This window comes from Paraburkholderia sp. FT54 (genome assembly GCF_031585635.1).
In the GTDB taxonomy this organism is placed as follows: Bacteria; Pseudomonadota; Gammaproteobacteria; order Burkholderiales; family Burkholderiaceae; genus Paraburkholderia.
On the sequence record NZ_CP134195.1, the window covers coordinates 1,866,433 to 1,892,251 of the forward strand.

Annotated in this window: 26 protein-coding genes; 17 read left to right on the forward strand and 9 right to left on the reverse strand. The window is 63.9% G+C overall.

What is annotated here, in order from left to right; all coding sequences use genetic code 11:
* Positions 1–259 precede the first annotated feature (259 nt).
* Together RI103_RS08770 and RI103_RS08775 are read left to right on the forward strand one after the other, a co-directional pair.
* On the forward strand, positions 260–1,564 hold the full coding sequence (locus RI103_RS08770) for an MFS family transporter (protein ID WP_310814945.1): 1,305 nt from the start codon (positions 260–262) through the stop codon (positions 1,562–1,564).
* 118 nt (positions 1,565–1,682) lie between these two features.
* Positions 1,683–3,046, forward strand: a protein-coding gene (locus RI103_RS08775) for an IS3 family transposase (protein WP_310812657.1) whose coding sequence is annotated in 2 segments (ribosomal slippage) — positions 1,683–2,145 and positions 2,145–3,046 — 1,365 coding nt in all. Because the reading frame shifts where the segments join, the coding sequence is not laid out codon by codon here.
* A 97-nt stretch (positions 3,047–3,143) separates the two neighbouring features.
* On the opposite strand, the gene RI103_RS08780 is transcribed toward RI103_RS08775, so the two are convergent.
* The 3 genes from RI103_RS08780 to RI103_RS08790 form a co-directional block, all read right to left on the reverse strand.
* A complete protein-coding gene (locus tag RI103_RS08780; protein WP_310814946.1) occupies positions 3,144–3,365 on the reverse strand; it encodes a hypothetical protein in 222 nt (73 codons plus the stop codon).
* Positions 3,366–3,511: 146 nt separating this feature from the next.
* Positions 3,512–4,585: a glycosyltransferase gene (locus RI103_RS08785; RefSeq protein WP_310814947.1), complete on the reverse strand. Its 1,074-nt coding sequence runs from the start codon at positions 4,583–4,585 to the stop codon at positions 3,512–3,514.
* Between the two features lie 212 nt (positions 4,586–4,797).
* The gene (locus RI103_RS08790; protein WP_310814948.1) at positions 4,798–4,983 is read right to left on the reverse strand and encodes a hypothetical protein; all 186 of its coding nucleotides are present in this window, start codon (positions 4,981–4,983) and stop codon (positions 4,798–4,800) included.
* Positions 4,984–5,591: 608 nt separating this feature from the next.
* Here RI103_RS08790 and RI103_RS08795 point away from each other — a divergent pair.
* The 6 genes from RI103_RS08795 (at position 5,592) to RI103_RS08820 (ending at position 11,264) form a co-directional block, all read left to right on the forward strand.
* Positions 5,592–6,614, forward strand: a complete 1,023-nt coding sequence (locus tag RI103_RS08795; RefSeq protein WP_310814949.1) for an ABC transporter substrate-binding protein — start codon at positions 5,592–5,594, stop codon at positions 6,612–6,614.
* Between the two features lie 81 nt (positions 6,615–6,695).
* Complete coding sequence (locus tag RI103_RS08800) at positions 6,696–7,742, forward strand: aromatic ring-hydroxylating dioxygenase subunit alpha (RefSeq protein WP_310814950.1); 1,047 nt, start codon at positions 6,696–6,698, stop codon at positions 7,740–7,742.
* Positions 7,743–7,744: 2 nt separating this feature from the next.
* Positions 7,745–8,578 (forward strand): ABC transporter ATP-binding protein, encoded by an 834-nt coding sequence (locus tag RI103_RS08805; RefSeq protein WP_310814951.1) that lies wholly within the window; start codon positions 7,745–7,747, stop codon positions 8,576–8,578.
* An 86-nt stretch (positions 8,579–8,664) separates the two neighbouring features.
* Positions 8,665–9,462, forward strand: a complete 798-nt coding sequence (locus RI103_RS08810) for an ABC transporter permease (protein WP_310815198.1) — start codon at positions 8,665–8,667, stop codon at positions 9,460–9,462.
* Between the two features lie 19 nt (positions 9,463–9,481).
* On the forward strand, positions 9,482–10,927 hold the full coding sequence (locus RI103_RS08815) for an amidohydrolase family protein (RefSeq protein ID WP_310814952.1): 1,446 nt from the start codon (positions 9,482–9,484) through the stop codon (positions 10,925–10,927).
* 85 nt (positions 10,928–11,012) lie between these two features.
* Positions 11,013–11,264 (forward strand): DUF1488 domain-containing protein, encoded by a 252-nt coding sequence (locus tag RI103_RS08820; protein ID WP_106284301.1) that lies wholly within the window; start codon positions 11,013–11,015, stop codon positions 11,262–11,264.
* A 48-nt stretch (positions 11,265–11,312) separates the two neighbouring features.
* Here the strand turns inward: RI103_RS08820 and RI103_RS08825 are convergent, their stop codons facing one another.
* Positions 11,313–12,242, reverse strand: a complete 930-nt coding sequence (locus RI103_RS08825) for a LysR family transcriptional regulator (protein ID WP_310814953.1) — start codon at positions 12,240–12,242, stop codon at positions 11,313–11,315.
* A gap of 251 nt (positions 12,243–12,493) precedes the next feature.
* On the opposite strand from RI103_RS08825, the gene RI103_RS08830 reads away from it, so the two are divergent.
* Positions 12,494–13,267, forward strand: a complete 774-nt coding sequence (locus RI103_RS08830) for an SDR family NAD(P)-dependent oxidoreductase (protein ID WP_310814954.1) — start codon at positions 12,494–12,496, stop codon at positions 13,265–13,267.
* A gap of 21 nt (positions 13,268–13,288) precedes the next feature.
* On the opposite strand, the gene RI103_RS08835 is transcribed toward RI103_RS08830, so the two are convergent.
* Positions 13,289–14,689, reverse strand: coding sequence for a DHA2 family efflux MFS transporter permease subunit (locus RI103_RS08835; RefSeq protein ID WP_310814955.1), 1,401 nt, complete (start codon positions 14,687–14,689; stop codon positions 13,289–13,291).
* Between the two features lie 164 nt (positions 14,690–14,853).
* Between RI103_RS08835 and RI103_RS08840 the strand changes: the two genes are divergently transcribed.
* Positions 14,854–15,714, forward strand: a complete 861-nt coding sequence (locus RI103_RS08840) for a LysR family transcriptional regulator (RefSeq protein ID WP_310814956.1) — start codon at positions 14,854–14,856, stop codon at positions 15,712–15,714.
* 95 nt (positions 15,715–15,809) lie between these two features.
* Here the strand turns inward: RI103_RS08840 and RI103_RS08845 are convergent, their stop codons facing one another.
* Positions 15,810–16,247, reverse strand: coding sequence for a carboxymuconolactone decarboxylase family protein (locus RI103_RS08845; protein WP_310814957.1), 438 nt, complete (start codon positions 16,245–16,247; stop codon positions 15,810–15,812).
* Between the two features lie 229 nt (positions 16,248–16,476).
* Between RI103_RS08845 and RI103_RS08850 the strand changes: the two genes are divergently transcribed.
* Positions 16,477–17,526 (forward strand): NAD(P)/FAD-dependent oxidoreductase, encoded by a 1,050-nt coding sequence (locus RI103_RS08850; RefSeq protein WP_310814958.1) that lies wholly within the window; start codon positions 16,477–16,479, stop codon positions 17,524–17,526.
* 83 nt (positions 17,527–17,609) lie between these two features.
* On the opposite strand, the gene RI103_RS08855 is transcribed toward RI103_RS08850, so the two are convergent.
* Positions 17,610–17,846 carry a hypothetical protein gene (locus RI103_RS08855; RefSeq protein ID WP_310814959.1) on the reverse strand — a complete coding sequence of 79 codons (237 nt, stop codon included), beginning with the start codon at positions 17,844–17,846 and terminating at the stop codon, positions 17,610–17,612.
* A gap of 192 nt (positions 17,847–18,038) precedes the next feature.
* Between RI103_RS08855 and RI103_RS08860 the strand changes: the two genes are divergently transcribed.
* From RI103_RS08860 to RI103_RS08880, 5 genes are all read left to right on the forward strand, one after another.
* Entirely contained in the window at positions 18,039–20,024 is a 1,986-nt protein-coding gene (locus RI103_RS08860; protein WP_310814960.1) for a PAS domain S-box protein, read from the forward strand.
* 186 nt (positions 20,025–20,210) lie between these two features.
* Positions 20,211–21,389 (forward strand): acyl-CoA dehydrogenase, encoded by a 1,179-nt coding sequence (locus RI103_RS08865; protein ID WP_310814961.1) that lies wholly within the window; start codon positions 20,211–20,213, stop codon positions 21,387–21,389.
* A 24-nt stretch (positions 21,390–21,413) separates the two neighbouring features.
* Positions 21,414–22,019: an SAM-dependent methyltransferase gene (locus tag RI103_RS08870; RefSeq protein ID WP_310814962.1), complete on the forward strand. Its 606-nt coding sequence runs from the start codon at positions 21,414–21,416 to the stop codon at positions 22,017–22,019.
* Positions 22,016–22,672, forward strand: a complete 657-nt coding sequence (locus RI103_RS08875) for a glycosyltransferase (protein WP_310814963.1) — start codon at positions 22,016–22,018, stop codon at positions 22,670–22,672. The genes RI103_RS08870 and RI103_RS08875 overlap by 4 nt, the downstream gene beginning before the upstream one ends.
* A 71-nt stretch (positions 22,673–22,743) precedes the next feature.
* On the forward strand, positions 22,744–23,238 hold the full coding sequence (locus RI103_RS08880) for a YetF domain-containing protein (protein ID WP_310814964.1): 495 nt from the start codon (positions 22,744–22,746) through the stop codon (positions 23,236–23,238).
* A gap of 10 nt (positions 23,239–23,248) precedes the next feature.
* On the opposite strand, the gene RI103_RS08885 is transcribed toward RI103_RS08880, so the two are convergent.
* Positions 23,249–24,646, reverse strand: a complete 1,398-nt coding sequence (locus RI103_RS08885; protein ID WP_310814965.1) for an MFS transporter — start codon at positions 24,644–24,646, stop codon at positions 23,249–23,251.
* Between the two features lie 226 nt (positions 24,647–24,872).
* On the opposite strand from RI103_RS08885, the gene RI103_RS08890 reads away from it, so the two are divergent.
* A complete protein-coding gene (locus tag RI103_RS08890) occupies positions 24,873–25,022 on the forward strand; it encodes a hypothetical protein (protein WP_310814966.1) in 150 nt (49 codons plus the stop codon).
* Positions 25,023–25,309: 287 nt separating this feature from the next.
* Here RI103_RS08890 and RI103_RS08895 read toward each other — a convergent pair whose 3' ends face one another.
* Positions 25,310–25,447 carry a hypothetical protein gene (locus RI103_RS08895; RefSeq protein ID WP_310814967.1) on the reverse strand — a complete coding sequence of 46 codons (138 nt, stop codon included), beginning with the start codon at positions 25,445–25,447 and terminating at the stop codon, positions 25,310–25,312.
* Between the last annotated feature and the right edge of the window lie 372 nt (positions 25,448–25,819).

Below are 25,819 nucleotides of genomic sequence, written 5' to 3' on the forward strand. Positions count from 1 at the left end.
CCGCGATGAAGAAAAGCCAGCTTTCGAGCTGGCTTTTTTCTTGGCCGCGCCGTCGCAACCTGCGCAACACACAAGCGCTGCGGCGCCGCAGCATCGACGCGCCCCGGGTAGCATCACCTAACAAACTCCCATCTTCCCCTTGCGATTCTGTAAAATTCGCGCACACGCGCCGCGACTGCCTCTGAGGCGTCTCAGCCCGCGTGTAATGAAGGCGGCGCCACGACCGCTACCTCCGTTCAAAGACAAGGAAGAGAACAGCATGACCGACCTAACCGACCAATCCGTGGCCTCGGCTCACGACACACGGCGCCGCATCTTCGCGATCGTTGGCGCTTCATCGGGCAATCTCGTCGAGTGGTTCGACTTTTACGTGTATTCGTTCTGCGCGCTGTACTTCGCGCCGGCGTTCTTCCCGAGCGGCAACACCACCACGCAGTTGCTCAACACGGCGGGCGTCTTCGCCGCCGGCTTCCTGATGCGCCCGATCGGCGGCTGGTTCTTCGGCCGCCTCGCCGACAAGCACGGCCGCCGCACCGCCATGATGGTGTCGGTGTTCATGATGTGCGGCGGTTCGCTCGTGATCGCCATGCTGCCCACCTACGCGCAGATCGGCGCGCTAGCGCCGGCGCTGCTGCTGGTCGCGCGGCTGTTCCAGGGCTTGTCGGTGGGTGGCGAATACGGCACCAGCGCGACCTATATGAGTGAGGTCGCGCTCAAGGGCCGGCGCGGTTTCTTCGCGTCGTTCCAGTACGTCACGCTGATCGGCGGCCAGTTGTGCGCGCTGCTGGTGCTGGTGGTGCTGCAGCAAACGCTTTCCACCGAAGAGCTGAAGGCATGGGGCTGGCGCGTGCCGTTCGCGATCGGCGCGGTCGCGGCATTGGTCGCGCTGTATCTGCGTAAATCGCTCGACGAAACCACCACCGCCGAAACGCGTCAGCGCAAGGAGGCCGGCACGCTGCGCGGCTTGTGGCTGCACAAGGGCGCGTTCATGACGGTGCTCGGTTTCACGGCCGGCGGCTCGCTGATTTTCTACACGTTCACCACCTACATGCAGAAGTACCTGGTCAACACGGCCGGCATGCACGCGAAGACGGCCAGCAACGTGATGACGGCGGCGCTCTTTATCTACATGGTGATGCAGCCGGCGTTCGGCGCGTTGTCGGACCGCATCGGCCGCCGTCGTTCCATGTTGTTCTTCGGCTTCTTCGCGACCATCGGCACCGTGCCGCTCCTGCACACGCTGAAAGACGTGACGAGCCCGTATGCAGCCTTTGGTCTGGTCGTCGTGGCGCTCGCGATCGTCAGTTTCTATACGTCGATCAGCGGCCTGATCAAGGCGGAAATGTTCCCGCCGGAAGTGCGCGCGCTCGGCGTGGGGCTCTCGTACGCGGTGGCGAATGCGATCTTCGGCGGTTCGGCGGAATATGTGGCGCTGTGGCTGAAGTCGGTTGGCAACGAGTCGATGTTCTACTGGTACGTCACCGCGCTGTGCGCGATTGCCGGCATCGTGTCGCTGCGAATGCGCGATCCGTCGAAAGAAGGGTATTTGCGTCATGAGCCTTGAGTCTTTGAGGCTCGCTCGATAAGCGCTTAGGCGTGGCTTGCGAACAGCGGTCCGGGCCAAACTCGGTGAACTGCACCCCAAAAGTTGGACACCGATCCAACCTTTTGGGGTGTTTTTCATGACGAAGTACAGTGAGCAGTTAAAGCTGAAGCTGGTGAAGCAGTACGTGGCCGGTTCGGCTGGTGTCGAGGTACTTGCAAAGCGGTATGGAGTGAGTCGCTCGGTTTTACAGCTGTGGATTTCGGCCTACGAGCAACATGGACAGGACGGACTGCGCAAGAAATTCAGTCACTATGACGCGCAGTTCAGGATGTCGGTACTCATGCACATGTGGCAGAAGGATTTGCCATACCGGCAGGTGGCTGCGGTGTTCGACATCCGCAGTCCGGGCTGCATAGCGCAATGGGAACGCCGGTATCATGAAGGCGGTATCGACGCACTGGCGCCTCGTCCACGATGGCGCCGCAAAACCATGACCCAGCCAGTTCCTGAAAAGCCGACCGAAGACAGTGCGCCAGATAAGCGCACGCGTGAGCAGTTGCTCAAGGAAAACGAGTACCTGCGCGCGGAGGTGGCCTATCTAAAAAAGCTCGATGCCCTGCTTCAGGCAAAGAAGCAGGGCGTGCAGAAGAAAAAGCGCAAATAGTGCAGGAGCTCCGGCAGCACCACCCGATGCCCGCTTTGCTGAAGGCAGCGGGTCTGGCGCGCAGCACGTTCTATTACCAGTTGAGCGTGCCGGATGCCGGTGAGCGGCACAAGGACCTCAAAACCCGCATCAAGACTGTGTATGAACGCCACAAGGGCCGTTATGGCTACCGGCGCATCACGGCGGCGATCCGGCAGGCAGGCCCGAGCGTGAACCACAAGACGGTGCAACGTCTGATGGGAGAACTGAAACTGAAATCGCTGGTGCGCGCGAAGAAATACCGCTCATGGCGCGGCGAAGTCGGCCGTATTGCGCCGAACCTGTTAAACCGCGAGTTCAGCGCACAGCAGCCCAATCAGAAGTGGGTGACGGACGTGACGGAGTTCAACGTGCTGGGTCAGAAGCTGTATCTCTCGCCGATCATGGATCTGTATAACGGCGAGATCGTGGCTTATCAGATGAACACCCGACCGGTCTTCGATCTGGTCAGCAGCATGCTAAAAAAAGCGCTGGCAAAGCTTGGTCCCCAGGAGACCCCGCTGCTGCATTCAGACCAGGGCTGGCAGTACCAGATGCCTGCTTACCGGAGGCTGCTGGATCAACACGGCCTGACGCAGAGCATGTCGCGCAAGGCAAACTGCTACGACAATGCGGCAATGGAAAGCTTCTTTGGCACGCTCAAGGCGGAGTTCTTCCGGCTGAGCAGGTTTGAAAGTATCGACGAGTTGAAGGCTGGCATCAGACAATACATTCACTACTACAACCACAAACGCATCAAGCTCAAACTGAACGGGCTGAGTCCTGTGATGTACAGAACCCAGCCCGCTCAAACCTGAACTCAAACTGTCCAACTTTGCGGGGTCAGTTCACGGCCGCCGTTTTTTATGGGCCCCGGCGACGCAAGCTATCGCGCATCGAGAGCAGGGCGCATGCTCACGCCACGACGATCTCGGTTCCCAACGCATGTAGCAGATCGCGCAGCGTCTCGGCCTGCACCATTTTCGCGTCACTGCGTAAATGAATCTGTAGCGCTCGCCCGGCGATTCCGTCGACGGGTTGCGCGAGCCATAACTCCACCGCGAGGCCGAGTCCTTCAGGCTGGTTGACGACGACCGGTTCGATCACGCGCGGCTTGAAACAGGCACTGTCCGACATGGCGAGTCACCTCAGGGCTGGTGAAGGTTCGCCTTTATCGTAATCAGCCCGCCCGGCCGCACCAAGCAACAAATACGCGTCTGCTTAGCAGCGCATGCTTAGCAGAAAACACGCTTATCGCTCGGGAACTTGTCGGTGCCGTCGCGTCAGACTGGCTCCGAACGATCGCTCACCAGTTCGGAGACGAGATCCTTCACCACGGCGGCCGGATCCGCGGCAACAACGGGCGCGGCCGCCACCGCGGCAACCGCGGCCGCCTGCTGACGCGCGCTCAGCGCCCCGCGCGCAAGCATCAGGAGATGATAGTAAAGCCGCGCGCTCAAACCGTAGTGGTAGGCGAACAGATGGGCGAAGGCGACCTTGAAGCCGGCGCGCGACTGACGATTCTTCGCGTGAACCGACACTACGATCGGCGCGAGACGGCGCAATGCCAGCCTGCGCGACGGTTCCAGTTGCGCGGGCAGCTTCAATGCCTTGACGAACGCATACGCGCTCACCGTCGCGGCGACCGCCGTACCGCGCGTGCTGTGCGAGATCGAGCTTGCCGTCTTTCGATACACCGAGACATAGTCGTGCAGATAGAACACCTCGCGCGCCGCGAGACAGAGTTCGGTGCCGAACACGAAGTCGCAGCACACGCCGTATTCTTCCTTGTAGCCGATCCGTTTCACGAGTTCGGCGTTGGCCATCCAGCCGTTGTTCGGGAACATCTGGATCAGACCGGTTCTGCCCGGCAGGGACTGCAGGCCTTCGGCATCTTTCGTGCGCTGAAATGCGATATTCAGTTTCGCACTTGCCGCGAAGTCGATGGCGCCGCCATGACCGGCTTCGTACTGGTCGCCGAATGCCGCGTCGAGTCGTGGATGAAGCGTCCATAGCGACACGAGCTTTTCGACGCCGTCCGTGGTGAGCAGATCGTCGTCGTGGATCAGCAGAATCTTGTCGCCGCTCGCGCGCCGGAACAGGCTCGCGACATTGCGCGCCTGGCCGAGGGACGGCTGATTCCTCGTATAGCGCACGCGCGGCTCCTGCGCGTAACGTGCTGCGATCAACTTCGCGGTGCGCGCGTCCTTCGAATCGTCGCCGATCACGATCTCCAGATCGCCGTAGCTTTGTGCCAGGCACGAGTCGATGCACGTTGCGATCAGTTCAGGACGATCGCAAGTCGGCACACAGATGGAGACTTTCGGGCGTAAAGAGAGAGCCGAGGAGATGGACATGAGCGTCGCCTTTGTTATCTGTTGAGGGGCGGCAGCCGGTCCGCTTGGCGCACACGTCGCTGCAAGCAGAAAAGTAGTCCATCACGTCGGAAAAATAATCGGTAAAAATTAGGAAGAAATGTTTGGCTTATGAAAGGCAGTAGAAGGGAAAAATTTATGCGGCTTCACCGCGGAAATGCAGCAAAGCCGCTCCTGGTCTGGCGTTTAATATTTCAACCGACCGGCGGCTCGCCCTCGCCGGGTTTTTTACCGGGACGGTCCGAAGGTGACTGATCGCGTCCTTCGTCGTCGCGTTCGGGCAGCTTGCTCTTCTCGTTGTCGCTATGAACGGCAGGTTGCGGATGTTCGATATCGGCCGGCTTGTGCTTGTCCTTGGCGTTCTCTTTGGTTTCGCTCATGTCCCTCTCCCTGGTTGGATGACATCTCTGCTGCAGCAAGCCGCAGGCCCGGCCTCGCGATTTGGCGGCTGGCGAGGGAGCATGTCGCGCCAGCAGGTATCGCATCTGCACCTGAGCAGTGCCGGCACGCATTGCCTGAGTGCAACCGCACATCCCAACGCCGTCGCTCCGATGCGTTGAAACGCCCGACAGGGCGCGTGGCATGCTGCTTTCGCAGTAACTGGCACAACATTCGCTTAAAGGACAATCAGAGTAGAAGCGGCTAGCGAGCCGGCATGTCATGCCGGTCATCGTGGGGCATTGCTCTTGGGGCGCATCGTGCGCCCACGTCGAAGCAGTTCGGCGTTTGAACGGAACCGTCCGGTTCCGCCAACAAGGAGCGTGCAATGCAGTTGCCCCAAATGTTCACCCAACTGTTGTACGTCACCGCGATCACACGCGCCGATCTGCGCATGCGTTTGCATGTTCTCGTGCGCTCGTGCATGCCTGCACGTCGTATCGATTCCGCTCGCGCCCATCGCCGCAATCTTGTCGTCCATTCCTTGAACGACGTTCAGCCTTGCCTTGCCACAATCCCAACCCTTCTCACGTTCACACGGAGTTCAGTCATGCGCGTTTTGCATCTTCTCTCCCGGCTCGCAGTGTCCGCCCGTTCATTCGCGACGCGCACCGCTGGTGCGGCCGCACTAACCGGCGCCGCGTTCGCCGCGCCGCTGGCGCACGCCGACGACCACGTGACCTTGCTGACCAGCTGGTACGCGCAAGCCGAGCACGGCGGTTTTTATCAAGCCGTCGCGACTGGCATCTACAAGAAGCACGGGCTCGATGTCACGATCAGGATGGGCGGTCCGCAAGTCAACGGCATGCAGTTGCTGGCCGGCGGCCAGGCGGATTTCCTGCTCGGCTACGACTTCCAGGTGCTTTCGAGCGTGGAGGCCGGCATTCCCGTCACCACGGTGGCCGCCGCGTTCCAGTACGACCCGCAAGGCATGATGACCCACGCCGACGTGACCAGTCTCGCTGGTTTGAAGAACAAGACGATCCTCGTCGCCGGTTCGGGCCGCACGACGTGGTGGCCGTGGCTGAAGGCGAAGTACGGCTACACCGAAGCGCAAGCGCGTCCGTACACCTTCAACCTGCAACCGTTCTTTGCCGATCCGAACGTGGCGATGCAGGCGTATCCGTCGTCGGAAACGTTCCAGGCGGAGCAGGCTCATGCCAACGCACACTTCTTCCTGTTCGCTGACGACGGCTATCCGCCGTACAACTCGACGATCGTCACGATGCGCGACACGATGAAGAGCAAGCCGGACGTGGTGGCGCGTTTCGTGAAGGCATCGATGGAAGGGTGGAAGAGCTATCTGAACGATCCCGCGCCGGGCAATGCGCTCATCAAGAAAGACAACCCGCAGATGGGCGACGCGCAACTCGCCTACGGCGTCGCGCAACTGAAGAAGCTCAAGCTCGTGACCGGCGGCGATGCGGTTACGCAAGGCATCGGCACGATGACCGACGCCCGCTGGAAGAAGACCTTCGACTATATGGTCGACGCGAGGCTCCTCAAGCCCGCCACCGACTATCACGCGGCCTACACGCTGCAATTCATACAGAACGCGAAAGTGATGCCTTGAGGCGAGTTCTCGACCCGCAATCGCACAATCACAATCACATTCACGCCTGAACGCCTGCACGCCTGAAAGAAGGAGCATCACATGCTGGTCACCCGTCAAAACGTCCTGCGCCGCTTCTGGTACGCCATCATGCCGATGACGCAACTCGATGCCGGCCCGCAGCCGTTCACCTTGCTCGGCGAACCGATCGTGTTATGGAAGGGCGCGGGCGGCAAGCCGCACGCGTTGCGCGATCGCTGCTGTCACCGCACCGCGAAACTGTCGAAGGGATTCGTCGACAGCGACGGCAATATCGCCTGCGGCTATCACGGCTGGACCTACGACTGCTCGGGTCAGTGCGTGAAGATTCCGCAGAACGGCGGCGGGGCGATTCCGTCGCGCGCCGTGGTGCCGTCGTATCGCTGTGAAGAGCGCTACGACTACGCGTGGGTCGCGCTCGACGATCCGTTGCAGCCTATCCCCGAGTTTCCTGAAGACGGCGCGCCCGGCTATCGCCGCATCCTGCAGTTCTACGAGCGTTGGGAAACCAGTCCGCTGCGCATGATGGAGAACTCGTTCGACAACTCGCATTTCAGCTTCGTGCACAAAGGCAACTTCGGCCTGTTCGACAACCCGCAGCCGTCGAAGTATGAATTCCGTCCGCATGAATGGGGCTTCGAAGCCGAGACGCATGTGCCCGTGCGCAATCCGCCGGCGAGCTATCGCATCACCGGCACGACCGCGGAAGTCACCGAGCGCCATCTGATCAACCGCTGGTTCATGCCGTTCGCGCGGCGCTTCGGCTGCGTGTATCCGGCGAGCGGTATTCACCACATCATCTACAACTGCGCGACGCCGATCGACGACCGCACGCTGATGCTGTCGCAATGGCTCTATCGCAACGACAGCGAAGACGCCTGCTCGACGCAGGAGCTGATCGACTGGGATCGCCCGATCACCGACGAAGACCGCGACATTCTCGAGGCCACGGACTACGACGCGTGCATCGACGTGCGCCGTCAGCAGGAATGTCATATGGAATCGGATCAGCCCGGCCTGCTGATGCGACGCATGCTGCTCAAGCTGCTGAACGATCACGGCGAGTCCGAAGTATTTCGCGAAGTATTGCCCATTCACGCGGAGCAATGATCATGGCGCCGACTGAAGCCTTGACGTCCTACGCCGCCGCGCCGTTGCTGTCGGCGCAACGCGTCGACAAGCGCTATCCCAACGGCACGATCGCGCTGGAAGACGTGCGCCTTGCCATCGAACCCGGCGAGTTCGTTTCGCTACTCGGGCCGTCGGGTTGCGGCAAGAGCACGTTGCTGAAAATGTTCGCCGGCATCGAAACGCCGACGCATGGCCACATGCGCTGGTGGGGCCAGCCGTTCGCCACGGTCGGCTCGCCGGGGCGGCGCATGTCGATGGTGTTTCAGGAAGCGACGCTGATGCCATGGGCGACGGTGGCCGATAACGTACGCCTGCCGCTCGATCTCGCGCATGTGCCGCGCCGCGAAGCCGACGCCCGTGTGGCCGACGCGCTCGACGGCGTGGGACTCGCGAGATTCGGCAAGGTGCTGCCGCGCGAATTGTCGGGCGGCATGCAGATGCGCGCGTCGCTGGCGCGCGCGCTCGTGACCGAGCCGGATCTGCTGCTGCTCGACGAGCCGTTCGGTGCGCTCGACGAATTCACCCGCAACCGCCTCGATAGCGATTTACGCGCGCTGTGGCAACGGCGCGGCATGACGGTGGTGTTCGTCACGCACAGCATTTACGAGGCGGTGTATCTGTCGAGCCGGGTGTTCGTGATGCAGGCGCGGCCGGGCCGCGTCATCGCCGAGCTGCAGATAGGCGGTCCGCTCGAACGCGCTGACGCCTATCGCGTCAGCGAGCCGTTCATGCAGCATTGCAGGACGCTCTCGGAGTTGATCACCGATGCGCATCGCGCGTCGTTCGCGAACGAAGAAACAGGAGTGCAATCATGACAGGCGAAGTGCTTGCGGGTCATTCGAGCAACGCCGGGCGAGGCGCGGGGGCTGCGTCTTCGACAGCGGTTGCCACAGCGGCTGCAATGCCCACGCGTCAGCCGTGGTTGCAACGCCCCGGCATGATGAAGGCGCTGGCGCCGTGGGTCGTCGGCGTGGTGGTGCTGGTGTTGTGGCAGAGCGCGTGCGTGCTGATGAAGGTGCCCGCGTATCTGGTGCCGTCGCCCTCGGCGATCGTGAGCGAGCTGGTGCAGGATGCGCCGTTGCTGTTCGGCAGCCTGCTCGCCACCTTGAAGATCACCTTGCTGGCGTTCGCGCTGGCCACGGTGCTGGGTGTCGCGATCGCGTTGCTGTTCGTGCAGAGTCCGCTGATCGAGGCGAGCCTGTTTCCTTATGCGATTCTGTTGCAGGTCACGCCGGTCGTGGCGATCGCGCCGCTCATCATCATCTGGGTCAAGGATATGACCGTCGCGCTGGTCCTGTGCGCGACGCTGGTCGCCTTGTTCCCGATCATCTCGAACACGGCGCTCGGCTTGCGCAGCGTGAACCCCGGCTTGGTCAACCTCTTCAGGATCAACCGCGCGAGCCGCTGGCAGACGTTGGTGCGTCTGCGGATTCCGAGCGCGTTGCCGTATTTCTTCGGCGGCTTGCGGATTTCGAGCGGCTTGTCGCTGATCGGCGCGGTGGTGGCGGAGTTCGTCGCCGGCACGGGCGGCAGTGGCGCGGGGCTCGCGTATCAGATCTTGCAGGCGGGTTTTCAGTTGAACATTCCGCGTCTTTTCGCGGCGTTGCTGCTGATCACCGTGACGGGCGTCGTGCTGTTCGCCATGACGGCGTGGGTGTCGCGCGTCGGCTTACGCGGCTGGCACGACAGCCAACTTTGAATTCACCATGCGCGACCCCATGACGACACAGCCAACGACACCTTCCACGCTGATCCGCAACGCGGCGGCGATCATGACCGGCGGCCGCGGTTCAGCCGACGATCCCGCGCGCGCGAACGGTTCCGACATCCGCATCGCCGGCGACACGATCGAAGCGATCGGCACGCTCACGCCACGGCCGGGCGAGACGATCGTCGACGCCACCGATTGCGTGATCTATCCGGCGTGGGTCAACACGCACCACCATCTGTTCCAGTCGCTGCTCAAAGGCGACCCGGCCGGACTGGATGCCACGCTCACGCCGTGGCTCGCCGCGACGCCGTATCGCTTTCGCGCGCTGTTCGACGAACGGCGCTTCCGGCTCGCCGCGCGCATCGGCCTGATCGAACTGGCGCGTTCAGGCTGCGCGACCGTGGCGGATCACAACTACGTGTACTACCCGAACATGCCGTTCGACAGTTCGGCGATCCTCTTCGAAGAGGCGGACAAACTCGGCTTGCGCTTCGTGTTGCTGCGCGGCGGCGCCACGCAGACGCGCCAGCTCGAAGCCGAATTGCCGAGCGCGTTGCGGCCTGAAACGCTCGACGCCTACGTTGCCGATATCGAACGCCTGGCTGCCCGTTACCAGGACGCGTCGCCGCGCGCGATGCGGCGCGTCGTGATGGCGCCGACCACCGTGCTGTATTCGATTTCCCCCGCCGAGATACGCGCGACGGCGGCGGTGGCGCGCCGTCTCGGTCTGCGTTTGCATAGCCATCTCTCGGAGACGGTGGGCTATCAGGACAGTGCGCACGCGATGTACCGGCAGTCGCCGGTGGCGTTTTGCGGCGACCACGACTGGCTCGGCAATGACGTCTGGTACGCGCATCTCGTCAAGGTCGATGCCGACGAGATCGCGCTGCTCGCGCAAACCGGCACGGGCGTCGCCCACTGTCCGCAGAGCAATGGGCGGCTGGGCAGCGGCATCTGTCCGGTGCGCGAGATGGCCGATGCGGGCGTGCCCGTATCGATTGGCGTCGACGGCGCGGCGTCGAACGAGGCCGCCGACATGATCTCCGAAGTGCACATGACGTGGCTCGCGCAGCGCGCGCGGCGCGGCATGATGGCGCAGCCCGCGTTTCGCGGCGGCAGCTTCGAAGGTGGCGCGAACGCGGCGAGCGTGGCCGATGTGATTCATTGGGGCACGGCGGGTGGCGCGCGGATCATGGGCCTCGACGAGGTCGGCAGGATCGCGGTGGGTTTCGCCGCGGACCTCGCGGTGTACCGTCTCGACGACCCGCGATATTTCGGCCTGCACGATCCGGCGATCGGGCCGGTTGCGTCGGGCGGAAGGCCCTCGCTGGCCGCGCTGTTTGCGGCGGGCAAACGCATCGTGTCCGATGATCGGATCGAGGGTGTCGATCTCAAGGCACTGGCCTGCGAGGCACGGGCGGCGGTCCGGGAGTTGCTGGACGAAGTGGCATGAGCGCGCGCACTTACAAACAACCCCTTGACCCCGCCCTCTATTCAGCGCAACGTGGAAGGAGAACCCTATATCGCGGGAGTACGAAATGTCCCTCAACTTCCCGAATCCAAGCCGCAGTTATGACGCCTCTCACCATTGCGTCAATTTCTGGGGCTATGACAATGCGCGCGAAATCGCTTTCGCGGTCAACCGTTCGGTGATTTCGAATCTGAGCCCGAGCGTGGGTTCCGACGAACCCGCCGTGCTCGCCGCGTTCGACCAGCATCGCGAGCAGATCCTCACGCTCGCTCGCGGCCTGTATCTCGGCGGCCCGCAAAACCGCTATACGATTTCCTGACGCAGCGCAGCGTATTCTTCTGACGCGCGGACATCGCCGAACGCGGACTCAAGTCGCCGGTTCGCGTGGCGCGCCGCCCGTGAGCGATACGATGAAATCGTAAAACGCCCGGACCTTCGCCGGCGGATGATGCCGCGAAGGATAGAGCGCGTATAGCGGATAGACCTCGTCGCCCCAGTCGGGAAATAGCTCGACGAGTTTTCCGCTCGCCATCAACGACTCGGCGCCAAGCGAGAGAATCTGCGCGACGCCCTGGCCCGCTGTGCAGACACTATGCAAGGTGCCCACGTCGTTCACGGTCAAACGGCCTTGCGGCGCGATCGCGATCTTCTTGCGGCCGCGCAGAAATTCCCAACTGAACGGGTAGCCCGTGAGCGGATCGCGAAACTTGATGCAGACATGCTTGCCGCTTTCGAGCTCGGCCGGATTCAGCGGATGCCCATGCTTCTTCAGATACGAAGGCGCGGCCACAGTGAGAATGCGCGTGTCCAGCAGCTTGCGAGCGATCAGCGTGGACACGGGCGGCTCGCCGAAACGGATCGCGAGATCGAAACCGTCGGCGACCAGATCGCCCAACTGGTCCCGGGTGATCAGTTCGAGCTGCAGATCGGGATGCTTGTCGATAAAGCCGCCCAGCCGCGGACCCAGCACAAGGCGTGAAAAGAACGGATCCATGTTCACGCGCAAACGTCCGCGTACGGCGGTCGCGCCCTGCGCGGCGGAAGCGGCGGCTTCTTCGAGTCCGCCCAGCAGCGGCACGATCTGTTCGTAGAAGCGCCGGCCTTCGTCGGTCAGCGTGACCGAGCGTGTGGTGCGGTCGAAAAGCCGGATGCCGAGACGCGCTTCGAGCCGCGCAACCGAACGGCTCACCCCCGATTGCGACATGTCAAGCGCTTCGCCCGCCGCCGCGAAACTGCCGCAATCGACGATCGCCGTCAAGACGCCCATGCCGTTCAGCACGCGCTCGTCAAATGGCATGTGATAGTCCTTTGTTATTCATTAATGCGTGACATGCTAACGCGAAAGTCCGTTTGAATTCACGCGCTGCCGCGTGGATGTGCCGCCTGGCAAGGCGAATGAATGACGTCGTGTCATGAGTGGAATGACAGCCCGGCTATCGCGTCAGTCGTGCGGCGGCCGTTAATCTGTCTGCGTTCGCCCGAAGTACCAAGACATGTGATTCTCGGTATGCATCGGGCATATGTGGACTAAACAACGGAGAACGCCCCATGTCGCGTATTTTTATTACCGGTTCCGCCGATGGTCTCGGTCAGATGGCCGCACGCCTGCTCGTCGACGCGGGCCATCAGGTGGTTTTGCATGCGCGCAGCGCCGCGCGCGCCGAACAGGCGTTGCAAGCCGTACCGCAAGCGCAGACGGCACTGGCAGGCGACCTGTCGTGCATCGCGGCGACGGTCGCGCTGGCGGAGCAGGTCAACCGGCTGGGCCGTTTCGACGCGGTGATCCACAACGCCGCGGTCGGCTATCAGGAGCCGCGCCGGATCGCCACCGTCGACGGCTTGCCGCACGTGTTCGCGGTCAACACGCTGGCGCCTTACGTGCTGACCGCGCTGATCGAAAAGCCCGAGCGGCTCGTCTACCTGAGTTCGGGCCTGCATCGCAGCGGCGACGCGAGTCTCGACGATCTGGCCTGGGCGCGGCGTCCCTGGCAGGGCACGGCGGCGTACTCGGACTCGAAACTGCACGACGCGTTGCTGGCGTTCGCGATCGCGCGCCGCTGGCCGCGGGTGTTGTCGAACGCGTTGGAGCCGGGCTGGGTGGCGACGAAAATGGGCGGTCCGGGCGCACCGGACGATTTGCAGGCCGCCCCGAAAACCCAGGTATGGCTCGCCGTCAGCAATGAACCGGCGGCCACCGTCAGCGGCGCGTACTTCTATCACATGAAGCAACGCGAGACGCATCCGGCAGTGCGCGACGTTGCCGTGCAGGAGCGGTTGATCGAGGCGTGCGCGGGGTTTTCCGGCATCCGTTTGCCGGACTGACGGCCCGACGCGAGGCGGCGATCAGCGGCCCGCGCCCTGAGTCGCCTGTCCGCGCACTGGGCGCGAGACAGGCGCTTCGTCGAGGTGACGAAACACCCACGCCGACACCAGCGTGATCACGCCGACGCACGCGAAACTCAACCGGAAGCCGAGCGCGGCCGAGCCGAGGTGTGCCGAGAAGAGATTCACCAGCCCGCCGCCGATCGACACGCCCAGTCCGATGGCCAGCATCTGCACCATCGAAAAGAGGCTGTTGCCGCTGCCGGCATCTTCATGCGAGAGGCCTTTGAGCGTGACGCTGTTCATCGCCGCGAACTGCATGGAGTTGGCCGCGCCGAACACCGCCAGAATCGCGATCTCGACCGCGAGCGGCGTGCCGCGCGTAATCAGCGCGAAAGCCACGATCGACGAACCGACGATGATGGTATTGACGAGCAGGAACGTGTCGTAACCATAGCGGCGCACGAGCGGCGCGATCCAGCGTTTGGCGACGGTGCCGGCCAACGCCGCGGGCAGCATCATCAGACCCGAATGCAGCGGCGAGTAGCCCAGTTGCAATTGCAGCAGCAAGGGCACGAGAAACGGCACGGCGCTCGAACCGATGCGGCACACCAGGTTGCCGATCAGGCCGACGCTGAAGTTCGGCTCGCGAAAGAGCGACAGCTTGAAGAGCGGATTGACACGGCGTCTCGCATGCGGAATGTAGGCGAGCGCGCTCACGGCGGCGAGCGCGAAGAGCGCCGCCGACCATGCCGCCCGGTGTGTGGGCACGGGCGCGTCGACGGCGAGCGAGAACGCGATCATGCACAGCGAGAGCAGCCCGCAACCGACGAAGTCGAACGGCGGCGCCTGGGTTTCGCCATGCGACGGCAGGAAACGCTGCACCGCGTACAGGCCGACGGCGCCGATCGGCACATTGATGAGGAAAATCCAGTGCCAGGTAATCGCCTGCACGAACCAGCCGCCGAGCGTCGGCCCGGCAATCGGCCCCAGTTGCCCGGCGACCGAAATGAACGCGAGCGCCGCCACGTACTGGTCGCCCGTGACGCTGCGCAAGACGGCGAGCCGTCCGATCGGCAGCAGCATCGAGCCGCCGACACCTTGCAGGACGCGCGCCATCACCAGTTGGCCGAGCGTATGCGCGCTCGCGCAGCAGATCGAACCGAGCACGAACACGAGGATCGCCGCGAAGTAGACGCGCCGCGTGCCGAAGCGGTCGGCGAGCCAGCCGGACGCGGGCGTGAGCATCGCCATGGTCAGGGTGTAGGCGACCACGATCGGCTGCATGGCGAGCGGCGCGACGTGCAGGCTGTTCGCAATCGACGGTAGCGCGGTGTTGACGATAGTCGTGTCCAGCGACTGCATGAAAAAGCCGGCGGCGACGATCCAGAGCAAAGCGGTCTGGGAAGAATCCTTGGTCATCTTTAACGGGGCGGCGGGACGGCGGCACTGGTGGGCGGCCGGCCCGGCTCTAAACATTCAGTGGGGGCAATTCCGTCATCATATTGACATCCTCGTCAATCGGGAACCCCACTAGGGGCATTGACTGTTATCGACTTTGGCGATAAGCAGCGCGACAATGGCTCATGCTCAATCCCATCTGGCTCAAGACCTTTTCGACCGTCGCCGCCTGCCACAGCTTCACCGAGGCGGGACGGCGGCTCGACCTGACGCAATCGAGCGTCAGCGAACACATCCGGCGGCTCGAGGCGAGCGTGGGCCGGCGCCTCTTCGTGCGCGACACCCATTCGCTTGCGATGACGCCGGATGGCGAAGCCATGCTCGCGCACGCCAGCGTGATTCTGCAGGCGCTCGCGCGGGCCGAATCGCAGTTTCGCGCGCCGCGTCTGAAAGGCCGCGTGCGGCTCGGTTCCTCGGACGATGTCGCACTCGGCCCGTTGCCCACGGTGCTGGCCGCGTTTCGCGACGCGCATCCGGACGTCGAGCTGGAAATCACCATCGGCATGACCGGCAAGCTGTATGAGTTGCTGGACGCGGGGCAGATCGATCTGCTGGTCGGCAAGCGGCGTCTCGGCGACCGGCGCGGCGTGCCGCTCTTCACCGGGCGGCTGGAGTGGCTGGCGCGCGCCGGCACGCTGGTCGATCTGAGCCAGCCGTTGCCGCTGATTCTGGTCGCCGAGCCGAGCGTGACGCGGGCGGTCGTGCTCGACGCGCTCGCGGAGGCGGGCTTCAGCTGGCAGCTGGTGTGCACGAGCAGCAGCCACGCGGGCTGCATCGCGGCCGCGCGCGGCGGGCTCGGCATTACGGTTCGTCCGCAGTATCTGGCCGCGCGAGGTCTTACGCCGCCGCTGAACATGGCAAGTCTGCCGACGCTGCCGTCGGTGGAATTCATCGCCCTGGCGGCGAAGCGGCTCAGCCGGCCCGCGGGAACGCTGCTGCAATTGCTGCACGATAGCGATCTGCGTGGGTCGTGGATCGGGGAGTGAGAGGCGAGACAGCGCGAGACAGCGCGTGCGCGTTGCCTCAACGAGGCGCAGCGCGAGGCAGTTCTCTAAATTGAACTGCCTTCACACGGTGGCGTTCATGCAGGCAGCTTGCGAAACGAAATCGCGAAACGGTTCCATGCGTTGATCGCGGAGAGCAGCAGCGTCAGATCGACCAGTTCTTCGTCGCTGAAGTGTGGGCGCACCGCTTCCCACACTGCATCAGGCACATGGTCGTGCGACACCAGCGTCAGCGCTTCGGTCCATTCGAGCGCGGCGCGTTCGCGGTCCGTGAAGAACGGCGTTTCGCGCCAGACCACTACGGTCGCGAGGCGCCGCTCGGTTTCGCCGCCCTTGCGGGCGTCGGTGGTATGCATATCGACGCAGTACGCGCAGCCGTTGATCTGCGAGGCGCGCAGACGAACCAGTTCGGTCAGCGATTTTTCGAGGGCCGATTTGCCGATGCGCTCTTCAACACCGATCAAGGCCTTGATCGCGGCGGGGTTGGCTTTGTAGAAGTCCAGACGTTGTTCCATGATTCACTCCTGAGTTGGGTTGAACGCATTCCGTGATGCGACGGGTGAAGATTAGGCTCATCGCTGGCTTTGGAAAATGACCGATTTCGGCTATTTTCAGGTAACCACTTTGACTCGGTGGCGGTGAACGTGTGCGGCATGACGAGCGTCCTTACCGGTGGTAATGGCATCGTTGCCGGGCATCCGGCGTTTCGGTATGGTGGGTCATCTATCTATCGAAGAGATTCGCATGACATCCGCCGCAGACCAGCAACCGCTGCCGATCCGCACCGACGTCCTGATCGTCGGCGCAGGCCCCGTGGGGCTTTTCGCCGCTTTCGAAGCGGGCGTGATCGGCCTGTCCTGCCAGATCGTCGACGGGCTCGACAAGATCGGCGGCCAATGCATCGAGCTCTATCCGGACAAGCCGATCTACGATATTCCCGCCATTGCGTCCTGCACGGCACGTGAGCTGGTCGAGCGCCTGCTGGCGCAATGCAAGCCGTTCGACCCGCCCATTCATCTCGAACAACGGGTCGAGTCGGTCGAGCAGGGCGGCGACGGGCGCTGGACGGTACGTACCGACCGCGGACTCGTGTTCGATGTCGCGGCGATCCTGCTGGCCGCCGGCAACGGCGCGTTCGTGCCGCAAAAACTGGCGCTGGCCGAGGCCGTGCCGCTGGAGTCGCGCCACGTGCACTACAGCGTGCAACGTCTGGCCGACTTCGCCGACAAGACCGTGGTCGTGGCCGGCGGCGGCGATTCCGCGCTCGACTGGGCGCTGGCGCTGCGCAAGGTCGCGCGCCGGGTGACACTGGTGCATCGGCGAAGCGGTTTCAGCGCGGCCGATTCGAGTGTCGGATTGATGCGGCGCGCCGTCGAAGCGGGCGAGATGGATTTTATCGTCGGCGCGATTGCGACGCTCAATGTCGAAGGCGATGCATTGAAGTCGATCACGTTGCGACATATCGAAGGCGAAACGCAACTGGCGGCGGAGCATCTCGTCGCGCTGTATGGACTCGTCGCCGACCTCGGACCGATCGCGCAATGGGGGCTATCGATTCACGGCGGCCGCGTCGATGTGGATACGTCGAACTACGAGAGTTCACGGCCCGGCATCTTCGCGGTCGGTGACATCGCCAACTATCCGAACAAGCAGAAGCTGATTCTGTCTGGCTTTCACGAGGCGTCGCTGGCGCTGCGCCGCGCGTACTCCTATGCTTATCCGGACAAAAAACGCGTGCACGTGCACTCCAGTTACGACGCGAAGCTGGCGGAAAAGGTTAGTGCCGCCGGGTGACTGGGCGGTGGAGATATCGCGCTGTTGAATGATCGAGCCGGTAGTGATCCACAGGTCGCTACCGGCTCCTTTCTACATTGCGCTCATTTCCCGGCGGGTTGGCTTGCAGCAGCGGCCGCGCTGGCTTCCTTGTCCTTCTTCTTTGCCTCGTGGTGGCCGACCGCGCAGCCGGCGGCCGCGCCCGCTACACCGTGGTCGCCCGCAACGTGGCCGGCGACGCCGCCCACGACCGCGCCTTTCGTACAGCCTTCCGCTTGCGCGGCGGTGCAGGTGAGTGCCAGCGCGGCAGCGAGACCGAGGGTGATGAATGCGTGTTTCAATTGCGACTCCTGTTTTCCGATGATGGTGTGATCAGGGCGTAGCAATTGCGGGACCCGGCGATTCAATCGGCGCTTCTCCGGACGCGGAGTCTGGTGCGGGGCGTCGCGCGTGGACCTTAGGTGAAACCATAAGGGAAGCAGGCGGCGACGGGCGGTGTATGCTTTTGGACGTAGCCCTTATTTCTGACCACGATGAAACAGCCTGATGTCCATTCCGCCGGCGAAAACGGCAAGCCTGCCAAGGTTCCGGGCGCGGCCCGCACGAGCGCGGCTGTCGACATCGATTACTGGGCACTGATGGAGGCGATTGAAGACTATGCGATCTTCCTGCTCGAGCCGACCGGGCGGATCGCCAGTTGCAATGCCGGCGCACTGAAGCTGACGGGTTACACCGACAAGGAGATCGTCGGCCAGCACTTTTCACGCTTCTATACCGAAGAAGCCGTGGCGCGCGACTGGCCCGCCTACGAACTGCAACAGGCGTCGCTGACCGGCCGCTTCGAGGACGAAGGCTTGCGGGTCCGCAAGGACGGCACGACCTTCTGGTCGAATGTCGTGATTACGTCGATCCGCAACGACGCGGGCATTCTCACCGGCTTTGCCAAGATCACGCGCGATCTGACCGCGCAACGCGAGTACATGGAAGCGCTGCGGCAAAGCGAGGAGCGCTTCCGTTTGCTGGTCGACTGCGTGAAGGACTACGCGATCTTCATGCTCGATCCACAAGGCTACGTGGTGAGCTGGAATACCGGCGCGGCGCGCATCAAAGGCTATACGCGCGAGGAAATCGTCGGCCGGCATTTCTCGACGTTCTACGTACCTGAGGAAGCGGCGGCCGGCAAGCCCGCGCGCGAACTGGCGATTGCCCGTCAGCTCGGACACGTCGAGGACGAAGGCTGGCGCGTGCGCAAGGACGGCACGACCTTCTGGGCCAACGTCGTGATCACCGCGGTGCATGATGAATCGAACCGGCTGCGCGGCTTCGCCAAGGTTACGCGCGATCTGACCGAACGGCGTCAGCGCGAAGAACTGGAGCGCTCGGGCGAACGCATGCGCCAGTTTCTCGCGACCCTCGCCCATGAATTGCGCAATCCGCTTGCGCCGGTACGCAATGCGATCGGCGTGATGCAACTCGAAACCGGCGTCAGTCCCACGCTAGCGCGTTCGCGCGACCTGATCGATCGCCAGATCACGCACCTCACGCGGCTGGTCGACGATCTGCTCGATGTCGGCCGGATCATGTCGAATAAAGTCGAGTTGCGCCTCGGCCGTGTCGATCTCGCTGAGGTGATGGCGCGCGCGATCGAGGCGGCCCGGCCATTTACGGATGCGCACGAACAGCGGGTCGTGCAGCACATGCCCGAGGAGCCGGTGATCGTTCGCGGCGACATGACGCGTCTCGTACAGGTGTTGCAAAACCTCTTGCATAACGCGGCAAAATTCTCGCCGGTGGGCAGTGTCATCGACATCGTGGCGCGTATCGACTACCACATGGCCGTGCTCGAAGTGCGCGATACCGGTTGCGGCATTCCTCTGCGCTCGCTCGACAAGATCTTCGAGCTGTTCGCTCAGGAAAAGGACGGGCAGAATGCCGGCGAGGGTGGTCTCGGCATCGGCCTCACGCTGTGCAAGTCGCTCGTCGAGATGCACGGCGGCAGCATTCTCGCAAGCAGCGAAGGGCCAGGCCACGGCAGCACTTTCACGCTGAGTCTGCCGCTGGCCGCCGCGTCATCCGATGCAACGGGCGATGAGGCGAACGCGGCCAACACCGACGTCGCGCCGCTGCGCATTCTGCTGGTCGACGACAATTGCGATTCGGCCGACAGTCTCGCCATGCTGCTCGAACTCAAAGGCCACGAGGTGCGTATTGCCTATGAGGGCGAGCAGGCGCTTCAGGTCGCGCCGCGCTTCGTGCCCCACCTCGCCGTGATCGACATCGCGATGCCGAAGATGGACGGCTACGCGACCATCGCGGCGCTGCGCGAGATGCCCGAGCTCGCCAAAACCCTGTACGCCGCGATGACCGGCTTCGGGCACGCGAGCGATCGCGAGCGCACCCGTGAGGCCGGTTTCCACGCGCACCTGGTCAAGCCGGTGGAACTCGAACTGTTCGATGCGTTGCTGGCCGAGGTCGAAGCGCGGCGCAGCGGGCGCGGTCCCGGCCAGCCCCTCGATTAAAAGCGCGCTTCCCTCATACCAGAGCCGTGCGATGGCTGGCGTGCTCCGGCATTCCTGATTCCCGAAGAAACGCGTTGCGTGTCGCCGCGTCTGGCGCGTAAGGCACGCCACTTGCTGAGCGTCTTTTGTGCGCGGCGGCCCTTGAGAGTCCGCCGGCAGCCGATCGAACAGCTCCAGGGAGGCACGATGCTCGATACGCGTGATCGTGCGGCCGGCATCAATGCGCGGCCGCCGCAAAGCTCCGGCATGAGCGCGTTTCGCGATTCCCATGCCGCGGCGCCAAGTGGGCAGGAAGACGCGAACTCTGCCGCCTCGCTTGAAAATTTTCTGCGTGACACACTTTTCGACCCCCGCGACCCTGCGGCGCTCGGCGATATGTTGCGCTCGCTGGTCGAACACGGTTATGACCGTGCGCCCTTTGTGCCCTTGCCGGGTCACGGCGCGACGCTCGCGCGCTGGCGCGCGCTCGCGGCGGTGGCCGCATGCGATCTCGGGCTCGTCAAGCTGTTCGAAGGCCACACCGATGCGCTCGCGATTCTCGCCGAGTTGCAGGGATCCACGCCGCCGGCGGGAAGCCGCTGGGGCGTCTGGGCTGCCGAGCCGCCCGACGCGCGCGTGCAGGCGGTGAAAGTAGGAATCCGAAGCGATGGCGAAGGCCTTCGTCTATCGGGCACGAAAGCCTGGTGTTCCGGCGCGGGTGTCGTCACGCATGCGCTCGTCACCGCCTGGCTGAACGATGAGCCGATCCTCGCGGCCGTCGCGATGGATCAGCCGTCCATCTCGATCGACGCGTCGAAGTGGCAAGCGGTCGGCATGCAGGCCACGGCAAGCGCCGACGTGAGCTTCGATCAGGCATCGGCGACGCTGGTCGGCGGCGTGCATTCGTATGTGCGGCGACCGGGCTTCTGGCACGGCGGCGCCGGCATTGCCGCGTGCTGGTATGGCGCCGCCGCGCAGATCGGCCGGATGCTGCGCGAGGCGTCCACGCAGCGCGCGGATGCGCATCGGCTGGCGCACCTCGGTGCGGTCGACGTAGCACTGGCCGGCGCGGCCGCGGTATTGCGCGAAACGGCCGCGCACATCGACGCCAACCCGCTGGCCGAATCGCAACGTGAGGCCATGCGCGCACGCCTCGTGATTGAAGAGGCCGCGACTGCCGTGATGAATCACGCTACGCGCACCCTCGGCGCCGGCCCGTTGTGCCGCAATGCGCGCTTCGCGCGTGCGCTGGCCGATCTGCCGGTGTTCCTGCGGCAGAGCCACGCGGAACGCGATCTTGCCGCGCTCGGCGAACTGGTCGCCGCGGCGGCACCGGCCGACGCACGGGATGGTCCTGCTGCCGGAGGTGCCCCGTGGATGCTCTGACGCCATGCACGGAGGGCCGCTGACATGAGCTCTCCGGCTACCTACTTCGATGAACTCTATCAACACAGCGACGATCCGTGGAAGCTGCGCGAAGGCTGGTACGAAAGCCGCAAGCGCTCGCTCACGCTCGCGCTGCTGCCGCGTCCGCGTTACCGCAACGCGTTCGAACCCGGCTGCGCGAACGGCGAACTGACCGCCGAACTGGCGAAGCGCTGCGACACGCTGCTCGCCGCGGATCTGCACGAGCGCGCCGTGCAGCTTGCACGCGAGCGCGTTGCTGGCGTGCCGCACGTCCGCGTCGAACAGCGCACGGTGCCGCGCGAGTGGCCGACCGAGGCGGGGCCGTTCGATCTGATCGTGATCAGCGAATTCGCGTACTACCTCGATTCGGCGGAGCTCGAAACCCTGGCCGCGCGAATCGCCGCCTCGCTCACGACGGACGGGACGCTGCTCGCCTGCCATTGGCGGCGGCCCTTCGCCGAAGCGCTCGAATCCGCCGACGCCGCGCATGCGCTGTTCGACGCACGCTGCGGTCTCACGCGTCTCGCGCATCACGATGAAGCCGATCTGCTGATCGACGTCTGGTCGCGCGACGCACGGTCGGTCGCGCAACGCGAGGGGCTCCTATGATCGGCGTGATCGTTCCGGCCCATAACGAAGAGGGGTTGCTGGGGCCTTGCCTTGCGGCCTTGATCGCAGCCTCGCGGCATGAAGACCTGGCGGGCGAAACGGTGCGCATCGTGGTCGTGCTCGACGCATGCGACGACTTTACCGGCGCGATCGCGCGTGCTTACGGTGTCGAGACACTGACGGTGAAGGTGCGCAATGTCGGCATTGCGCGTGCGACCGGTGCGGACTTCCTGCTGGCGGACGGCGCGCGCTGGCTCGCGTTTACCGACGCCGACAGCCGCGTGTCGTCAGGCTGGCTGGTCGCGCAGCTTTCGCTGGACGCGGACGCGGTATGCGGCTCGATTGCCGTCGACGACTGGACCGCGCACCCGCACAGCGTGCGCGAATACTTCCGCAAGACTTACGTGGATGCCGACGGTCACCGTCACATTCACGGCGCGAACCTCGGCGTGTCGGCCGACGCCTACCGGCGCGCGGGCGGTTTTCCGCCGCTCAGGTGCAGCGAGGATGTCGCGCTGGTCGACCGGTTGATCGCGATCGGTGCGAGCATTGCCTGGAGTGCGGCGCCGCGCGTGATCACGAGCGCGCGTGCGGCGGCTCGCGCTCGTGGCGGCTTCGGCGATACGCTCGTGGCGTGGGCGGCCGCCGGGTAACGGTTGCTATCCGTTGCGACCTCGATTGGACAACACAAGATAAGACGGCGGTACGCCGCGAGGAGGGCGACATGATGAACGCGATTTCCCTGCTGTTCGGCGAGGGCAGAAATCTCGACCCGTTGCAGATGGGCATGCGCTCGATCGTCGTGTTTCTGGTCGCGCTGGTGCTGATCCGGGTCTCGGGCCGCCGCTCGTTCGGACAACGCTCGCCATTCGATTCGGTGGTGGTGATTCTGCTTGGCGCGACGCTGAGCCGGGCCATCGTCGGCGCGTCGCCGTTTATCGCCACGGTGGTGGCCTCGTTCGTGATCGTCGCGGGTCATCGGCTGCTGGCGTGGGCATGCATGCGCTCGCGCGCGCTGGAGCGGCTGGTGGGCGGCGTCGAACGCGAGGTGTACAGCAACGGCGCTTTCAACCCGCGCGAAATGAACGCGGCTCTTATCAGCCCAACCGACGTTCAGGAAAGCGTACGGCAGAAAACCGGCTCACGTTCAATGGATGAGGTGGCCGCGGCGATTCTCGAACGCAACGGCGAAGTGGGCGTGATCCGCAAGAAGGCTTGAGGCGTGCCGGTCAGCCCCGGCCGCCGCGCGAGATTTCCTCGCCGGCGCCGTGCGGCATGCGCAGCGTGACCGGAATCGACGCGAACGAGCACAGCCCGACCACCAGAAACGCCGGCCAGAAATCCGACCACGTGATGCCCGGATGCCCATGCAGCACGCGCGAAATCTGCAGCACGATACCGCCGATCGTCACGCCCAGGCCGAGCGACATCTGCTGCACGACGCTGCCGAGACTTGTGGCGCGGCCCACATCGCGACTGGCGATTTCTGCGTAAGTGAGCGAGTTCAGACTCGTGAATTGCAGCGCGGGGAAGAAGCCGCCGAGCAGCACGACCACCCAGATGATCCAGGTCGGCGTGCCCGGGAAGAACAGTCCGCAGGCCGCGATCGAAAGTCCCGACAACGCGGCATTGACCACCAGCACCGAGCGGAAACCGAAGCGATGCAGCACGCTGGAGGCGACCGTGCGCATGAACATGCCGCCGAACGCGGACGCGCACGTGATCAGTCCGGATTCGAATGCGCTCATGCCGTGGCCTTCCTGCAGCATCAGCGGCAGCAGGAACGGCAGCGCGCCGAGGCCGATGCGGAACAACGAACCGCCGAGCACGCTCGCCTGGAACGTCGGCACCTTGAAAAAGCGCAGGTCCAGGAGCGGAAGCGGGACGCGCTGCGCGTACGCGACATAGGCCGCGAGCAGAACCGCGCCGCACGCGCACATGCCGAACGCGTCGCGATTCGAAATCAGTTCGCCGCCGACCAGCGACAGCCCGAGCAGCAGCAACACCGCGCCCGCCGCCGACAGGAAAAACCCGATCCAGTCGAGCGGGCCCGGGTCCGGTTCGCGCGTGTTGGCGATGTGCCTGTTGGTCAGATAGATGCCGAGAATGCCGATCGGCACGTTGATGAAGAAAATCAGACGCCAGTGCAGATACGTGGTGATGAAGCCGCCCAGCAGCGGTCCCGCGGCGGGGCCGAGCATAGCGGGCACGCTCAGATAGTTCATGGCGCGGATGAAGTCGGACTTGTGCACCACCCGGAAGATGATGATCCGCCCGACCGGCACCATCATCGCGCCGCCTACGCCTTGCACGAAGCGCGCGAGCGTGAAGGTGGCCAGAGAATTCGACGCGGCGCACAGCAACGAGCCCGTCACGAAGATGCCGATCGCGGTGCGGAAGATCGTGCGCGCGCCGAACCGGTCAGCGAGCCATCCGCACACGGGGATGAACACGCCGAGTCCCAGCACATAGCTCGTCACCGCGATTTTCAACGTGACCGGATCGCGCCCGAAGTCGCGCGCCATGGCGGGCAGCGCGGTGACGATCACGTTCGCATCGACACTTTCCATGAACATCGCGCAGGCGACGATGAGGGGCGCGATCAGGGCTTTCTGGACGGCGGTCATGAAGGCGGGCTGCGGCGAACGGTCGCGGGCAAAGGGGTCATTATTGCACCTGTACGGTGCGGTTTGTTAACAGTGCACGTATCGATGCCACCCTTTTTGACGACGTGGGGTGTCGGTGTGACCGATGCGCAACACGTGCGCGACTTTATCGATATTTGTTGCGGTGCGGCAGAAGCCAGTTATAATCGGGTTATTGCCTAGGTATAAACCCTAACAGGAGTCCGCCATGAACACCGCTTCCAATGCCGCCGCCCGCGCTACCGTCGCCGCCAACAACACCTTCTTCGGCAAGCTGCGCGCCTTGGCGCTGCACGCGCTGAACCTCCACCTGCAAAACTGCGCTGTGATCGCCGAAGCGCATCGCCGTCCGCAGTAAGGCACAAGCCGCGCGCCACACGCGCTGACAGATAGTGCAGGGCGCGGACAGGCGCCGCGTCTGTCATTCGCGCGGCGCTGCGCTTTCGCGTTACATCTACGTCATTCCTGCCCGCCAGGCCGCCATGTCATCGGGGCCTCCCGGCATGTGCAGCGAGCCATTCCCCTTCAAATGTCAATGCAGCGGCGGCATGCGCGCGATTCGCGCCATGTGAGCGTCAGGCGTGACGCCGCTCGTATTTCCCAGCTCGTACGGCAACGGCCCGTACAGCGTGGCTTGAGTTGGTCCTAGTCGCGCACGCGGCTCGACACCCTCGCGGCCTGGCGCTCGCGGGTCGCTCGCGCGGCCAGTGCGCTCATCAGCAGCGCTATCGACACCAAGCCGACCAGATACACGCCCGCCATCACCCAGTCCTGTTCCGTCATCTTCATTCTCCTTCGCGTACCAAACTTCACGCGGCAAGTGCGCCGCGTTTCACTGAGCTATTGCTCTCGATTACGGCACGCGACGTGAAAATCTTGATGCCGCGAATCAACGCTTCGAGCGGCAGGGCGACCGCGCACGATCGACGCTGCGTCGAATTTTCATTGCAGCGCACGAATAGCGTTTAAACTTCAGCCCCCTGTCGACCGCCGGACGTGCCTTATCGCGGTCCGATCGGCAATATCGACCGTTCTATTCACGCGTATCGCGGTGCCGCGCAGCGCATTCGGATTCGCCGGCCGGCCCAGGTCAAACCCCGCAATATGGCTGACGGTGTCAACCTTTTCATCCCTGTGCCGTTATCCATTTGTAAT